Consider the following 15,903-nt stretch of genomic DNA (forward strand, 5'->3'; position numbering starts at 1 on the left):
CCGATGAAGCGATCCTTCGTTCGCGTGGAACCGGATTCCCACTTTCCGATTCAGAATCTCCCTTACGGCGTGTTCCGCCCGCGCGGCGGGGGGCCGCCGCGGGTCGGCGTCGCGATCGGCGGCGAGGTGCTCGACCTGGACGCGCTCGACCGGGCGGGCTGCTTCGCCCCTGCCGCCGCCTCCGGGCGAGGCGTCTTCGCGCAGCCTTCGCTGAACCGCTTCCTGGCGCTCGGCCGCCCGGCGTGGCGGCAGGTGCGCGAGACGATCTCGCGCCTGCTGGACGCGGACGAACCGGCGCTGCGGGATAACGAAGCGCTGCGCGCGGCGGCGCTGCGCCCGCTGCGCGAGGTCGAGCTGCTGCTGCCCGCCGAGGTCGGCGATTACACGGATTTTTACGCCTCGCGGGCGCACGCGGAGCATGTCGGGACGCTGTTCCGCGGCAAGGACAACGCGCTCATGCCGAATTGGCTGCATTTGCCCGTCGGCTACCATGGCCGGTCGAGCTCCTTGATCGCCGGCGGGACGGACGTGCGCCGCCCGAACGGTCAATTGAAGCCGCCGGACGCGGAGGCGCCGCGCTTCGGCCCGAGCCGCCAGCTGGACTTCGAGCTGGAGGCGGGCTGGCTGATCGGGACGGGGAACGGGCAGGGACGGCCGATTGCGGTCGCGGACGCCGAAGATCATCTGTTCGGGCTTACGCTCGTCAACGACTGGAGCGCGCGGGACATCCAGGCCTGGGAATACCAGCCGCTCGGGCCGTTCCTCGGCAAAAGCTTCGCCACCTCCGTCTCGCCCTGGGTCGTGCCGCTCGAGGCGCTCGCGCCGTTCCGCGTCCCGGCCGGCAAGCAGGAGCCGGAGCCGCTCCCGTACCTGCGGAGCCCGTCGCCGGAGACGTTCGACATCCGGCTCGAGGCCTACCTGCAGGGCGGCGCCATGGCACGGCCGGAGCGGATCGCGGCGAGCAGCTACCGCGAGCTGTACTGGACGATCGCGCAGCAGATCGCGCATCACACGTCCGGCGGCTGCAATCTGCGTCCCGGCGATTTGCTCGCCTCCGGCACGATCAGCGGGGCGGCGAAGGGCGCGCGCGGCTGCATGCTGGAGCTGACGCGGCGCGGCGCGGAGCCGCTGCGCCTCGGCGGGGGCGTGACGCGCGCGTGGCTCGAGGACGGCGACCTCGTCATCCTGACCGGCTGGTGCCAGGGCGACGGCTACCGCGTCGGCTTCGGCGAGCTCGCGGGACGGGTGTTGCCGGCGCTCCCGTACCCTTGACCGGCGGCCGCAACCAGAAGAGGGAGGGAACGACATGACGAACATTCCGCCGCACTTGGCCCCGTACGTCGCCGAGCAGCGATACGACCGGTACACGCCGGTCGATCATGCCGTCTGGCGGTACGTGATGCGCCAGAACCGCCGCGCCTTGCGCGGGAAGGCGCACGACGCGTACGTGAACGGGCTGGCGCTCTCCGGCATCGGCACGGAGCGCATCCCCCGCGTATCGGAGATGAACGACTGCCTCGCGCGGATCGGCTGGGGAGCGGCGATCGTGAACGGCCTGATTCCGGGCGCCGTCTTCTACGAGCTGCTGGCGACCGGCATTCTGCCGATCGCGGCCGAGATCCGCAAGCTGTCGAACATCGCGTATACGCCCGCGCCGGACATCCTGCACGAGGCGGCCGGCCACGCCCCGATCCTGTTCGATCCGGACTACCGGTCCTACGTGCGGGAAATCGGGGCGATCGGCGCCAAGGCGTTCTCCTCGCAAGCCAAGGGCGCCGCGTTCGAGGCGCTGCGGCGGCTGACGATCGTCATGGAGGATCCGGCCTCGACGGCGGAAGAGCGGGAGGCCGCCAAGCGGGACGCGGAAGAGAAGCAGGCCGCGGCCGCCGAAATGACGGAGGCGGAGAAGGTGTCCCGGCTGTTCTGGGCCACGGTGGAGTACGGCCTGGTCGGCGACCTCGCCGATCCCAAGATCTACGGCGCCGGCTTGCTCTCGTCCGTGGCCGAGAGCAAGCACTGTTTCACGGACGCGGTCGCGAAGCTGCCGTATTCCGTCGAAGCGTGCGCGGCGAGCCCGAAAATCGTCACCGAAATGCAGTCGAAGCTGTTCGTTTGCAAAAATTTCGACGAATTGAAGGAAGGCGCGCGGTCCATGGCGAATACGATGGCATTCCGGATCGGGGGCACGCCGAGCCTGGAGACGGCGAAGCGGTCCGGCGGCATCGCCACGTTCGAATTCGATTCCGGCCTCGGAGTGACGGGCGTCGTCGCGTCGATCGTCAAGAACAAGGACGGCGAAGCGGTCTACGTGAACACCGCCGGCGAGACGGCGCTGTCCGCGCGCGGCCGGCAGCTGCCGGGACACGGCCGGGAGCGGCACCCGCGCGGCTTCGGCACGCCGATCGGCCGGCTGCTCGGGAACGTCGCGCTGGAAGCCTGCGGCGCCGACGCGCTGGCGGAGCTCGGCATCGCGGAAGGACGCGACGCGCGGCTGGCGTTCGAAAGCGGCGTAAGCGTTTGCGGGCGCGTGGCGGGCATCCTGCGCGACGAGCGGCACGTGCTGCTCGTTTCCTTCGAGGCCTGCACCGTCGCGCTGGACGGCCGCGAGCTGTTTCGCCCCGAATGGGGAACGTACGATATGGCGGCCGGCTCGCGCATCGCGACCGCTTATCCCGGCGCCGCGGACCCGGTCGCTTACTTCGGCGCGCCGCCGCCCCGGGCGGCTCCCGCGGACGAACCGCCGCCGCCGACCGAATTGGAAGCGCTCTACGGAACGGTCGCGCGCCTTCGGTCGGAGGGCGGATCGGGCGTCGTCCGCGCGGAGGCGCTGCGGGAGGTCCATCGCGGACTGGACCGCGCGTTCTCCCGGGACTGGCTGCTTCGGCTGGAGCTGCTGGAGCTCGCCGTGTCCGCCCCCGAACTCCGCGACATGGAAGCGATCCTTCGCGCGCAATTGGATGCGCTCGCGGAGCACGCTTCCGTCGCGAACCTCATCCGCGACGGCCTCGCCGTTCTGGCCTGATCCACCGCCGCGGTACTGACTGCGCATGTTCGTCCCCGGCCGGACATACCTATGGGAAGAGGGACGTCCGAACGGTCCGGCCGCGCGCGAACGGCGCGCGCCCGGACAAGGGCGCGCCGCCCGGCCAAGCCGGACAAGCCTTGGCGAAGCGGCTATCCGCCGCCGCGGCCGCCCGCCGCCTCGCAAGCCACGTAAGCCATGCAAACCGCGCAACGCACGCAAGCATCCGCATCCGCATCCCCGGAATACGCGGGGCGGAACCATTATGACAGTGGGAGTGATCGCCATGCAAACGATGGGATTGCAAGGAAAGAACGCGCTTGTTACCGGTTCGAGCCGAGGGCTCGGCAAGCAGTACGCGCTGGATTTGGCCCGCGCCGGCGCCAACGTGATCGTGCACGACGTCCGCGACAGCTCGGCGGCGGAATTCAACGAGGCGCCGTCCGGCCGCGCGGTGGCCGAAGAGCTGCGCGCGTTCGGCGTGCGCTCGGCCTTCGTCGCCGCCGATCTGGCCGATCCGGCGCAGGCGGAGCGGCTCGTCAACGAAGCGATCCGGGAGCTCGGCTCGCTCGACATCGTCGTCAACAACGCCGGCGGCGACATCGGCTTCAATACGCCTCGCCCGGACCCGAACGACGCCATCGACATCTCCGTGGAGGACATCCGCTCGGTCGTCGAGCGGAACCTGCTGTCCGCGATGTACGTCTGCAAATTCGCCGGCGCGCACATGCGGGAACGCCGCTCGGGCAAAATCGTGAACGTCGGCTCGGTCGCGGGCCACGTGCCGGTCACGGCCGGGCTGATCTACGCCGCCGCCAAGACCGGCGTCTCGTCGTACACGAGAAGCCTCGCGGAGCAGCTGCGCCCGTTCGACGTCAACGTGAACTGCATTTCGCCGGCGCCGACCTTCACCGGCCGCTTCCTCGCGACGCGGACCGTGAAGAGCGAGGAAGGGAAATCCCGGCTGCAGCGCATCGCCCAGCCCGAGGACATGTCGAACATCGTGCTCTTCCTGTGCGGAAGCGCTTCCGACGCCATGACCGGCGAGACGCTCGTTTGCTGGAAATGACGATCGCGACATCACGGGAGAGCGGGGGAAGCCAACGATGAACGAAGAGTTTCGCGCCATCATGGGACCGGAGGCATCCGGCCTGTACGACATCCATACCCACGCGGCGGGGCCGGAAGGCAAGCTGCCGCTTACGGCGGACATGCTGACGGAGCTGCCCTCCGGGGACCTGTTCGGCCTGAGCCAGAACGTCGGCATGGGCTGGAAGCCGGACCGGCTGCTGGGCAAGCAAATTCTGATCTTGAGCACGCAGGGCGGCATCCGCGCCGAAGACGGCACGCCGGTCGCCCTCGGCTTCCATACCGGCCATTGGGAGGTCGGGCTGCTCGCGCGGGAAGCGGCGCGCGAGACGGCCGCGCTCGGCGGCGTGCCGTTCGCGGCCGCGGTCAGCGATCCGTGCGACGGCCGGTCGCAGGGGACGACGGGCATGTTCGATTCGCTGCCGTACCGCAACGACGCGGCGATCGTCTTCCGGCGGCTCGTCCGGTCGCTGCCCACTCGCAAGGGCGTCATCGGCATCGGCACCTGCGACAAAGGGCTGCCCGCCATGATGATCGCCCTCGCGGGCATGCGCGACCTGCCGACGATCGTCGTCCCGGGCGGCGTGACGCTGCCGCCGACGGACGGCGAGGACGCGGCCAAGATCCAGACGATCGGGGCGCGGTACGCGCACGGCCAGATCTCGCTCGAAGAAGCGGCCGATCTGGGCTGCCGCGCCTGCGCGACGCCGGGCGGGGGCTGCCAGTTCCTCGGCACGGCGGCGTCGGCCCAGGTCGTCGCGGAGGCGCTCGGCATGTCGCTGCCGCATGCGGCGCTGGCACCGTCCGGCCAGCCGATCTGGCTCGAGCTCGCGCGGCAGTCGGCCCGGGCGATCCAGCGGATGGCGGCCGCGGGCACGATGACGCGGGACATCGTCACGGACGCCGCCTTGGAGAACGCGATGGCGGTGTACGCGGCGTTCGGCGGCTCGACGAATCTGCTGCTGCACATCCCGGCGATCGCGCACGCGGCGGGCCTCCGGATTCCCGACGTCGGGGACTGGACCCGCGTGAACAAGGCGGTGCCGCGGCTCGTCAGCGTGCTGCCGAACGGCCCGGAATACCACCCCACGGTGCGCGTGTTCATGGCCGGCGGGGTCCCCGAAGTCATGCTCCATCTGCGCAAGCTCGGGCTGCTGAACCTGAACGCGCGGACCGTCTCCGGCGAGACGCTCGGCGCCGTCCTCGATTGGTGGCAGGATTCCGAGCGGCGCCATGAGGTCCGCAAGCGGCTGCTGGCCGTCGACGGCATCGATCCGGACCGGGTCATCCTGCCGCCGGCGCAGGCGGCCGCACGGGGGCTTACGTCCACGGTCGCGTTCCCGGTCGGCAATTTGGCGCCGGAGGGCTCCGTCATCAAGTCGACGGCGATCGACCCCGACGTCGTCGGCGCGGACGGCGTCTACCGCCACGTCGGACAAGCCAAGGTGTTCACGTCCGAGAAGGCGGCGGTGAAGGCGATCAAGGACGGCGCCATCCGGGAGGGCGACATTCTCGCGCTGATCGGCAGAGGCCCGTCGGGGACCGGCATGGAGGAAACGTACCAGCTGACCTCCGCGTTGAAGCATCTGCCGTTCGGCAAGCACGTGACGCTGATCACGGACGCGCGCTTCTCGGGCGTCTCCACCGGCGCCTGCATCGGCCATGTCGGGCCTGAAGCATTGGCCGGCGGCCCGATCGGCAAATTGCGGGACGGCGACTGGATCGACGTCCGGATCGACCGCAACGCGCTGGAGGGCAGCCTTGATTTCGTCGGCGAAGGCGAGGCGCGCTTCGCGCCGGACGTCGGGGCGGCGATTCTGGCCGCGCGACCGCCGCATCCGGGCTTGGCCGCGGACCCGGCGCTGCCGGACGACACCCGGCTGTGGGCGGCGCTGCAAGCCGCGAGCGGGGGTACGTGGCGCGGAAGCGTCTATGACGCGGACCGGATTATCGAAACGCTGCAGGCGGGCATGGCGGCTCTGGCTAGCGGCAAGGAGAGGGGAACGAAAGCATGAGGAAACGGCTGGAAGGCAAAGTGATCGTCGTGACCGGCGGCACGCGGGGCATCGGCAAGGGCATCGCGCTGATGTGCGCGGCCGAAGGAGCCCGTGTGGCCGTGAGCGGCCGCAACGAGCAGGAAGGAAGCGACGTCGTCCGGCAGATCGCCGAGAACGGCGGACCGGAAGCGAAGTTCATCGCGAAGGACATCAGCGGCGAGACGGGCTGCCGGGAGCTGATGGAGGAGGCGGCCGCGCATTTCGGCCGGATCGACGGGCTTGTCAACAACGCCGGCGTCTTCCCGCGGGGCAGCGTGCTCGATACGACGGAGGAGCTGTTCGATTTTATATTCGACGTCAACATCAAGGGCGCGTTCTTCTGCTCGCAGTACGCGATGAAGGAGATGCTGAAGACCGGCGGCGGGTCCATCGTGCAGATCGGCTCGACGAACGGCTTCAAGGGGGCGAAGGAGCTTGCGGCGTACGCCTGCTCGAAGGGCGCTCTGCGAACGCTGAACCGGAATATCGCGGCCCATTACGCGAGGGACGGCATCCGCTCCAATTGGGTGACCGTCGGCTGGGTGCCTTCGGAAGGGGAAGTGGAGCTGCACGGGAAGAACGGGCTGCAGGTCGAAGACTTGCACGAGATGGCGGCGGTCCGCATTCCGACCGGCCGGATGCAGACGCCCGAAGACATGGCTTACGGCGTCGTCTATCTGCTGTCGGACGAATCGAGCCAGGTCACGGGCACGGAGCTGGCCATCAACGGCGGGCTGGGCTTGTAGCCAGGGGGACATCCGACCGGGACGTTCCTCGGACCTATGCGCCGGATCTCTATCCATATGCCGGCTCTCTGTCCATATGTCGGCTCTCTGTCCATACGCGCAAAAAAACCGCCCGCGGAAACGCGGGCGGTTTTTGTATGGGCGATTAGCGGGCGATCAGCCAAATGACCAAAATCCAAAACGGCATGACGGCCAGCGCGCCGTTGAACAGGCCGAACTTGAAATTGTTTCCGTCTTCCTTCGCGTCGAATTCGGATGCGGCCGGTGCCGCGGGCATGGACTCGTGCATCTTCGTGCCTACGCCCAGCAGCGCGGCGTCGGCGGTTTTACGTTGCATCCCTTTCATAAGCAACCCTTCTCTCCTGGTTCCTTTGCATGACCATCGTCATGCAAGCTAGTCGTTATTGGTTATATCGGTAGCGAGGAGATAGGAATGAAGACCTTTCTAAAATATTTTTTCGCGCGTAACCTAGGCCTTCCATACGGCGACGAAAGCCCTTTCGCTAATCCCGGAACCGGGTCGGACGAACGCATTCCCGGTCCCGCAGGATAGGCGGTTCACTTTCTTTTCTTTACACGCGCGGACGCCGCGTTTAATCGTTTTCGCCGTCAACGGCTTCTACGGCGGCTCGCGCAGGAACGCAAGGTCCGGAAGCACCGGGGCTAAAAGTCCGTTCCTTCGTACTGTATGATACGTCGCCGCATTCGATTCGGCTCCAAACGTTCCGGAGGCGAATTCGTCGAAGGGCATTCGGCCGCTCCGCCTCGCTGACGCTGTACATTTCGCGGACGAGCCCGTACAATCACGATGAACCGCATCATCCGACGCAGAGGAGGGAACCGGGCATGCGATCCGAGGATCAAGTCAAAGCGAAACTGCATCAGCTGAAGCGGTTGCAGCAATCCGCCGATTCCGAAGCCGTCCGCATTCAAATCGAAATGCTGGAATGGGTGCTGAATCAGCCGACCGGCAGCTACCACGAATAACCGCGCGCGCAAGCGCGCCCGCGGGCAGGCCGCCGAATCTTCGGCGGCCTGTTTCGCGCTCGGGGCGGCGCATGCAACTTTTGGCGGACGGATTTCGTCATGGTTGCGTCAGGGCGGGCAGGAGCGCGGCCAAGCACGCGTAGTTCCCTCGTTCGTACCGCTTGGTGCGGTACCGTTTGCGCACGGAAATGTGTCCAAAGGATGAAATAATTCCATATTTTCGCAACATTTACATTCCATGTGCGTTAAACAAGGGGAAGCAGCCGCAAGGACTGCCCGAACGGGACGCGGACGCGTTCGACACAGAAGAGAGAGAGAAGGGAAGACGTGGCATGAAATCGATGAAGTGGTTATTGGCGGCATCATTCTTACTCGGGTCTTACTCCAGCGCGGGATTGACCGGCGCGAACGCGGAAGGGATCTTAGCGCCCGCGCAGCCTCCTGCGGCAACGGCAACGGATCGTCTGGATCTGACGATGGGCAGCGCGAAAATGCTCCATAACGGCGCCGTCTATCAGTCGGCGCAGCCCGTGGCCAGCATCGCCGGCAGAACGTTCCTGCCGTTCAGTTCCATCGCGGCCCGATACGGGTACAAAATCTCGTACGACGCGAAGAAGAAGGAATCGACCGCGTCGAACGACCGCCACACGCTGGTCTTCAAGATCGGCAGCGACGTCGCCTACCGGGACGGCACGGCGACGAAGCTGACCGGCGCGCCGTACATTTCGAACGGCTACCTGATGGTCCCGCTCCGCTCCTGGGGCGAAATGGCCGATAGCACGATCGCCGTCGTCGGCAAGACGATCACGCTGAAATGGTCCTCCGTCGTCGTGCCGCCGAAGCCGACCGCGAGCTTCGACGTGCAGCCGGCCGAGATCTACGCGGGCCAGACGGTCGTGACGTACGTGGACCGCGCGACGAGCGCGACGGGGCTGCCGTTCGTGGACGAGCGGTGGACCGGCCGGATGGATGTCTTCCCCCAAGCGGGAACGTACGTCGTCACGCGGGAAGTCGAGGACAGCAACGGCGTCTGGAGCGATCCTTACTCCGTCACCGTGACGGTCAAGGCGCCGAACCTGCCGCCGGTCGCCGACTTCGCCACGGATAAGCCGACGTACCGGATCGGCGAGAACGTTACGTACACCGACCTCAGCACCGACGACGAGAACGCCATCGCGAAGAGCACCTTCGCGGGCAACGACAAGGCCTTCTTCGAGCCCGGCGACAAGTCGGTCACTCTGACCGTCGAGGACAGCCACGGACTGACGTCCACGATCACCAAGACGGTGACGGTCACGAACGAAGTGTTGTATACGAAGGACGAGTACGACCGGTTGTTCACGCCGCTCGGCGACATCTACTCCGTCGACGGCGCCGCGGTGCTCAATTATCCGGCGTACAAATATTCGATCGTGAACGAAGCCGCGCAGATGGTGCGCAGCAACAGCCCGGAGACGCTCGTCCAGGAGGGCATCGCGTATCACGCCCAGATGACGGGCAACGTCCGGTTCATGTTCCATAACGTCAACAACATCGGTTATCCGGTCTCCGTGCATCTGCTCGCGACGAATCTCGGCAGCGGCCCGGCCAAATTCAGCAAGAGCGCCATGGGCATGGGCGGCCCGACGCCGTCGCCGGAGCTCGCCGGCAAGCTGTCCACGTCCCGCTACCTGACCGCGCTGACGGCCAATCCGGCGCCGGTCGCGATGACGATCGCCCCGGGCGAGACGAAGGAAGTGCTGCCCGAGATCGCCAAGGTGCCGCTGAAGGCCGGCGACTCGCTCAGCTCGTACGCGGACGTCTACTCCGACAAAGAGCTGCTGTACAACATCGTCGTGGTCGCCGCGGGCAAAGATCCGGTCGCGGAGCTGGATAACCTGACGGTCATGCCGCGCGACGGGATTCATACGCGGGGAACCTTCTACAGCGCCGACCGTTCCATCGCGATCGACGACCGGATCGGCGAGCAGCCGCGGCGGGTCATGTTCGGCGACGTCGGCAAAGACGCGTTCGACACGATTCTGGACGGCATCGACGAAACGTCAGGCCAGCTGGAGTACAACCGGGGCAACTTCGGGGTCCTGTACCGCATGCATCTGTCGCATGTCGCGCCGCATACGTTGATCTCGCTGAACGCGCGGGGCGGGCTCTATACGGGCGCGTTCCTCGTCAACGGCCAGCTCGTGACCGTCGCGAACAATCAGGCGCTCCGGAGCAACACCCAAGCCTCGGTGCTGTACCGGACGGGCGACAACGAGGAGCCGGTGGACATCGTGTTCACCATCGCGTCGGGCAGCAACTTGCCGATCGCGATGACGTTCACGCCGCTGCCGCCAGTCCGGCAATAGCCCTTCGCCAACCGCAGGCAGCCGCCCGCAAGCCTTCCGCCGATATACCGGCGGGACGGCTTGCGGGCGGTTTTTTTTGCGCGGACTTCTCTCGTCAAGGGACAAGCGCTGTTGCCGCGAGCCGATGCGAACATATAGTAGATCACGGGATTCGAAGGGACGGGCTCGGGGCGCCGCGCCGGAACCGTGCTCTTCGGATTCCGCGACATCGCGCGGAAAGGAGGGATTTCCATGCCCTTCTCGACAGGCATCATCACGAACACGAGAGCGACGGGCACCGCTGCAACGACCGTCGTCGTGAACACGCGCAACGAGAACCTCTCGGCCGCGTCGACGATCACGATCGTACTCTACGCGTCCGTCGATTCCCACACGTTTTACACGGCGTACGTCACGTCGTTCGTCATCCCGCCCAACTCGTTCGACGTCCGGACGTTCTTCATCAGCGGCAACGTCGCTTACGAGGTGCAGACGAACACGTCGTCCCCGCAGGTGCTGTTCTCGGTTTACGGTTTGGACGAATTCGGCAACCTCGTTACGGAGCAAGGCAAGCTTCAGGCCGATCTCAGCTTCATCGGCTCGTTGACGCTGTAACGCTAGTCCGGCTCCATGCGGGCCGGAAGCGGAAAGAGGCAGTCCAACGCTTGCGCGGCAAGCGATGGACTGCCTTTCGCGCGTTCATGCTCCAAATCGGCGCAACGGAACCGGGCATTCGCCGTTCTTTTATCGGCCTATGCCCGCATATATGGATATTGGAAGCGCATTCCAGGGGGGCAGAGACGCATCGGTCATGGATTCTAAGGAAGAAGGGAGGAGGCGCGCACACACTTATCCGATTGACGCAGCATGATTACGCGCAGAATATAAAGCGCTTACAACTGGAGGGGTATGCCTATGGAAAAGCGGTTCAAACAGACGCTGCGCTTTTTTCGCGGTGGCGTTCGCCGTCTGCTTGACGGCCGGTAACGTTGAAACGGCGCGGGGAGAGGGCGCGAACTTCATCACGCGCAGCGGCGACAAGCTGATGGACGGCGGCACGGAATATCGGTTCATCGGCACGAACGCGCCGTTCCTGGAGCGGGCGTGGGCCGATCCCGCGGAGATCGAGGACGAAATCCGGGCGGCCAGCCGCTCGGGCATCGGCGTCATCCGCCTCTATCCGTTCGAGGTACGCATGAGCGGCGATCCCGCCGGCACGTTCCGGCACGTCATGGGACCCGGATCTTATAATGAAAGCGCATTCAAGTTATTCGACAAGGTGCTCCAGCTCGCCAACGCGTACAACGTCAAGCTGATCGTGCCGTTCGTGGACAGCTACACCTACGTGGGCGGCACGGCCGACTGGGCGGCTTTCCGGGGCCAGCCGGCCGACGCTTTCTGGAGCGATCCCGTCGTCCGGCAGGACTTTAAACAGTTCATCGCCTACGTGGTGAACCGGGTCAACACGTATACGCAGGTGCCCTACAAGAACGATAAAGCCATTCTCGCCTGGCAGCTCGGCAACGAACTGCGGTCCACGGATGCTTGGACGAGCGAAATGGCCGCCTACGTCAAGAGCCTGGATCCCAATCACCTCGTCGGCGACGGCGGCTATGTGCGGGCGCAGGGAATCCGGTCGAACGCGCTGAACGACCCCAATATCGATTTTATTGATCCGCATATCTATCTATACCACAATTATGCCGATCCGCTGGCTAAGCTGAACGAGTGGCGGACGGCCACGAAAGGCAAGAAGCCCCTCCTGATCGGCGAATTCGGCGATTTCCCGCCCGCCGTGAACGAACAGCTGCTGCAAACCGTTCAGGCGAACGGGACGGCCGGCGCCATGATCTGGGGCAGCATGCCTCACCACCGGATGGGCGGCTGGCATTGGCCGCCGGTCGGCGACTGGTCGTACCTGCGCTATCCCGGCTTCGCCACGGGCGATTGGGCGAACGAATCGGCCGTTTTCGGCCAGCTGCGCGCGCAGGCGTACGCCATCCGCGGCGCGGCCGTGCCGTCCTGGACGCCGCCGCCGGCGCCCGTGCTGTTCCCGGCCGATTCCGCGCATACGCTGTCCTGGCTCGGCGTCTCGACCGCGTCGGCGTACGACGTCGAGCGCGCGGACGCGCCGTCCGGGCCATGGAGCGTCGTCGCGGCGGACGTGACGGACGACGTCGTCGCGCCGGGCGATTACAACTATGCCGTGCCGCTGTTCGACGACGCTTCCGCCGCCGCCGGTACCCGCTATTATTACCGGATCCGCGCGAAAAGCCCGGACGGCGCCTATTCGCCGTATTCCAACGTCGTCGGGCCGATCGCGCCGCGGACGGCGCTTGTCGTCGACAACGGCGGCAGCGGCTACTCGGAGACGGGGGCCTGGTCCGACAGCGCGCTTCCCGCCAGCTACGGCGGCGGCTCCCGGTACAGCAATACGGCGGGCAGCACCGCCGCCTGGGCGCTGAACGTGGAGACGCCCGGCTATTATAACGTGTACGTCCGCTATCCGTACCATCAAACCTCGTCGCAGAACGTCGCTTACGCCGTCCGGCACGACGGCCGGACCGACGCGATTCCCGCCGTCGACCAGACGACGATCGCCAAGGGGCAGTGGCGGCTGATCGATACGGCGTATTTCGCGGCCGGAGGCGAACAAGGCATCACGCTGACCGCCGGGTCCAAGGCGGGTTCGGGCAACGTCACGCGCGCCGACGCGGTGATGCTGGAGCCGGTCGCGTACGGCGATCTGTTCCAAAGCGGCGTCCTCGCCGGCTGGACATCCGGCAGCGGCTCGTGGGCGCCGGCGGTCGACGTCGCGAAGTCGCTCGTCTCGCAGACGCTCAAGCAGTCCGCGGCGGGCATCGCGGAGACGCGGGCGGAGGGGACCTACGGCGATCTATCCGTCACGGCCGCCGTCAAGGCGTACGACCGGACGGCCGCGGACTCCTCGTCCGGCCTGATCGCCCGGGCCAGCGCGGACTTCGCCAGCTACTACACGCTGCGCCTTAATTACGGCCAGAATAAAATCCAGCTGTACAAGAAAGCGGCCGGCAATTGGACGAAGCTCGGCGAAGCGGAGCTGCCCGCGAGCCCGGGCGCGTGGTACGTGCTGCGTCTCGAGCTTCGCGGCGGCGCGATCGCCGGCTATGTCAACGGCATCCGCAAGATCGCCGTCAGCGACGGCACGCTCGCGCAGGGCTACGCCGGACTGCGCACCTACGAGCAGACGGCCGTCTTCGACAACTTCGTCGTCGCGGCCCCGGATCCGCCGCCGGCCGGCGGGAAGAGCGCCGAAGCGGCGGCGAGCGGGGCGGCCGTTCCGGATACGGCGGCGGCGTCCGGAACGCCGGAGACGTCCGAAGCGCCCGCGGCGCCGGTACCGCCGAGCGCGCCGGTGCCTCCGAAGGCTGACGGACCCCCGAAAGCGCCCGAGACGCCCTTGCCTGCACGAACCGAATAAAACAACAACCGCGCGGCCATCGCCGCGCGGTTGTTGTTCAGTCCGATCGAACCGGGCGTCCGGCCTTCGGCCGGCCGTCCCTCCTCTAGGTCTTCAGATTGCCCGTATTGCGAATGACCGTATTGACCTCCAGCTCGATTTGAAGCCGCGGCAAGTACTTGGTCCGCCAGTCGGCCAGCTGCGGACGCGGCAGCTCGTCCCGAAAATGCTGGCCGAGGCCGAAGATGTCGGCCTCGTGGTGCCGCACCTTCGCGATAATCGTTTCGAACCGTTCGGAAACGACCCGCCGCAGCTCCGATTTTATCATGTCGTCGGATGGATCGCCGCGCTTGTCCATGACGATGACTTTAAGGCGGATCGTGCTTTTGAGCTGCGGCCGGCCGCTGCGGATCGTGCCTTTGTTCCGGATGCGGCTGCTCGTGATTTGGACGGTGGCGTGGCCCATCACCTCGATTTTTCCCTGCGTGTTCATGCCGTCGAAGACGTTGTACAGCAGCGTTTCTTCGTTGTTCAGGCGCCCGACCATCTTGCCGTTCTTCAGGATCGCCGAGCCCGTGCTTCGAATAATCGTCGTGTCGCCCGATTTCACGATCGGAATGACAACGTCGTGCGTGTACGAGTGAATGCTGCGGAAGATGCGCCAGGTCGGGGTATACGCGATGTCGGGGCTCCAGCCGGCGCTCTTCTGGAAGAAGTCGTAGATCGCGGTGTTGTTGTCGTCGGCCCGGTCCTGCATATGCTTGAAGAAATCGGCGAGCGGCTCGTCGCACACGACGAACATCGTCTTGGGCGCGATATGCCGGGAGCGGACGATGCTGGCGATGCCTTCGGACAGCCCGTTCTGCGCGAATTCGCGGTCGACGATGATGACCTTCAGGTGAAGCAGATCGACCTGGCTCTCCATGTTCATGCTGATATGATCAATGACTTTATTGATGGAATCGCCCGTGTCGGAGATCACCTGAATGCCTGCGGAATCCGACTCCGAAACTTCCGGGATATCCAGGTAAACGGCGTATTTGCCCTCGTGATACGAGATCCCCATGGCGATCGGCAGCGAGCGGTGGTTGATGTCCTTGTTGGTCCAGCAGCCGGCGAGCAAGAGCAGCAGCAGGACCGCGCCCGCCGTTTTCGACAGTGTTCTCATGGCGCCTCCTTCTGCGGCTGGCCGACGTAACGGCGGCCGACGGCGAACACGACGAGCGGCGTCACGACGGTCACGTAGCCCCAGAGGTACGAATGCCAGCGGAATATGGCGTTGACCGACTTCCAGTCCGGAATGACGAGACAGACGACGAACAAGACGGCGGCGAGTGCCGGCAGCAGGATGCCCGACCGGACGTTGCGGACGCTGAGGCGGAACACGTTTTCCATTTGCCAGATGAGCGCCGCGATGAATAGCAGGATAAAGGCGAGCAGACCGAGCACCAGGAACATCGTCACCCGGTCGAACATGAGCCATTCGATATCGATCGTGTCGGCGGTGAAGATGAACGGAAACTCCAGCTGGCTGGCGGTCTCTTCGCCGAGCGTCATGAGCGGAATGTAGACGGACATGAGATACATCGGAACGAGGAGACCGCAAGCGATATAAATGCCCCGGGCGGTAAACGAGACGTAGGACGGAACCAGTCCCAAGAACAAGAAGCAGCCCGTGAACATGAACAGGCTCTTGTAATACGAGGCATGCCCGAGAAACGCGAAATCCGCCGTGCTCCGGGGAAGGAGCGGCAACGCGTAATGCGGATCGACGTTCTGAAACGACGCGGCGAGCACGAAGAAGACGGAAGGCAGGAACAGCACGGCGATCAGCAGGCCCAGCCGCATCAACCCCTGTATGCCGCCGCGCAGCACGATGTACGTCGGGATGGCGATGAACATGAAGTCGAAATGCCAAAGCGGCATCGACGACGAGACGATGATCGAGATGATCTCCGCGAACGCCCGGACCGTCAGGGCGGCCAGCGCGCCGATGTATACCCACAGCGGCAAGAACGTCGCCCAGGCGAGCCAGCGGTTCTTCCGCATGAGCACGCTGACCATGTTATGGCCCTTATAGTAACGGACGCCTTTCAGATAAAGCGCGATAATCGCCACTTGAATCAGCAGTCCGGTCACGATTGGCAGCCAATGGATCTCCTTCGTGCTGGCGATGATGTCCGTGGGGAAGAGGAAGAACATCATGCCCGTATGCATCAGGAAAAACGCCAGCGGCACTTGCATGTTTTTGAACACG

General features: G+C 65.6%; 12 protein-coding genes. 9 read left to right on the forward strand and 3 right to left on the reverse strand.

The genetic code is table 11. The features are described 5' to 3' along the window. Nucleotides 1-3: 3 nt before the first annotated feature. The 5 genes from fahA to I8J29_RS01520 all read left to right on the forward strand — a co-directional run bounded on the left by fahA (nucleotide 4) and on the right by I8J29_RS01520 (nucleotide 6,893). On the forward strand, nucleotides 4-1,272 hold the full coding sequence (gene fahA / locus I8J29_RS01500; RefSeq protein WP_208845817.1) for a fumarylacetoacetase: 1,269 nt from the start codon (nucleotides 4-6) through the stop codon (nucleotides 1,270-1,272). A 34-nt stretch (nucleotides 1,273-1,306) separates the two neighbouring features. Further along, a complete protein-coding gene (locus I8J29_RS01505) occupies nucleotides 1,307-3,022 on the forward strand; it encodes an aromatic amino acid hydroxylase (RefSeq protein WP_208845818.1) in 1,716 nt (571 codons plus the stop codon). Between the two features lie 265 nt (nucleotides 3,023-3,287). Further along, nucleotides 3,288-4,091 carry an SDR family NAD(P)-dependent oxidoreductase gene (locus tag I8J29_RS01510; RefSeq protein WP_240545811.1) on the forward strand — a complete coding sequence of 268 codons (804 nt, stop codon included), beginning with the start codon at nucleotides 3,288-3,290 and terminating at the stop codon, nucleotides 4,089-4,091. Between the two features lie 37 nt (nucleotides 4,092-4,128). Then, nucleotides 4,129-6,126 (forward strand): YjhG/YagF family D-xylonate dehydratase, encoded by a 1,998-nt coding sequence (locus tag I8J29_RS01515; protein ID WP_208845819.1) that lies wholly within the window; start codon nucleotides 4,129-4,131, stop codon nucleotides 6,124-6,126. Next, the gene (locus I8J29_RS01520; RefSeq protein ID WP_090636626.1) at nucleotides 6,123-6,893 is read left to right on the forward strand and encodes an SDR family NAD(P)-dependent oxidoreductase; all 771 of its coding nucleotides are present in this window, start codon (nucleotides 6,123-6,125) and stop codon (nucleotides 6,891-6,893) included. The genes I8J29_RS01515 and I8J29_RS01520 overlap by 4 nt, the downstream gene beginning before the upstream one ends. Nucleotides 6,894-7,038: 145 nt before the next feature. Here I8J29_RS01520 and I8J29_RS01525 read toward each other — a convergent pair whose 3' ends face one another. Continuing rightward, the gene (locus tag I8J29_RS01525) at nucleotides 7,039-7,239 is read right to left on the reverse strand and encodes a hypothetical protein (protein WP_208845820.1); all 201 of its coding nucleotides are present in this window, start codon (nucleotides 7,237-7,239) and stop codon (nucleotides 7,039-7,041) included. 500 nt (nucleotides 7,240-7,739) lie between these two features. Between I8J29_RS01525 and I8J29_RS01530 the strand changes: the two genes are divergently transcribed. The 4 genes from I8J29_RS01530 to I8J29_RS01545 all read left to right on the forward strand — a co-directional run bounded on the left by I8J29_RS01530 (nucleotide 7,740) and on the right by I8J29_RS01545 (nucleotide 13,667). Next, nucleotides 7,740-7,880, forward strand: a complete 141-nt coding sequence (locus I8J29_RS01530; RefSeq protein ID WP_208845821.1) for a hypothetical protein — start codon at nucleotides 7,740-7,742, stop codon at nucleotides 7,878-7,880. Between the two features lie 332 nt (nucleotides 7,881-8,212). Then, nucleotides 8,213-10,228 carry a copper amine oxidase N-terminal domain-containing protein gene (locus I8J29_RS01535; RefSeq protein ID WP_208845822.1) on the forward strand — a complete coding sequence of 672 codons (2,016 nt, stop codon included), beginning with the start codon at nucleotides 8,213-8,215 and terminating at the stop codon, nucleotides 10,226-10,228. 231 nt (nucleotides 10,229-10,459) lie between these two features. Beyond that, a complete protein-coding gene (locus I8J29_RS01540) occupies nucleotides 10,460-10,822 on the forward strand; it encodes a hypothetical protein (protein ID WP_090636633.1) in 363 nt (120 codons plus the stop codon). A 358-nt stretch (nucleotides 10,823-11,180) separates the two neighbouring features. Beyond that, nucleotides 11,181-13,667, forward strand: coding sequence for a golvesin C-terminal-like domain-containing protein (locus tag I8J29_RS01545; RefSeq protein WP_240545812.1), 2,487 nt, complete (start codon nucleotides 11,181-11,183; stop codon nucleotides 13,665-13,667). A gap of 85 nt (nucleotides 13,668-13,752) precedes the next feature. Here I8J29_RS01545 and I8J29_RS01550 read toward each other — a convergent pair whose 3' ends face one another. Together I8J29_RS01550 and I8J29_RS01555 are read right to left on the reverse strand one after the other, a co-directional pair. Then, on the reverse strand, nucleotides 13,753-14,814 hold the full coding sequence (locus I8J29_RS01550) for a Ger(x)C family spore germination protein (RefSeq protein ID WP_208845823.1): 1,062 nt from the start codon (nucleotides 14,812-14,814) through the stop codon (nucleotides 13,753-13,755). After that, nucleotides 14,811-15,902 carry a GerAB/ArcD/ProY family transporter gene (locus I8J29_RS01555; protein WP_208845824.1) on the reverse strand — a complete coding sequence of 364 codons (1,092 nt, stop codon included), beginning with the start codon at nucleotides 15,900-15,902 and terminating at the stop codon, nucleotides 14,811-14,813. Before I8J29_RS01555 ends, I8J29_RS01550 begins: the two co-directional genes overlap by 4 nt. Between the last annotated feature and the right edge of the window lies 1 nt (nucleotide 15,903).

The organism is Paenibacillus artemisiicola (assembly GCF_017652985.1).
Classification (GTDB): Bacteria; Bacillota; Bacilli; order Paenibacillales; family Paenibacillaceae; genus Paenibacillus_Z; species Paenibacillus_Z artemisiicola.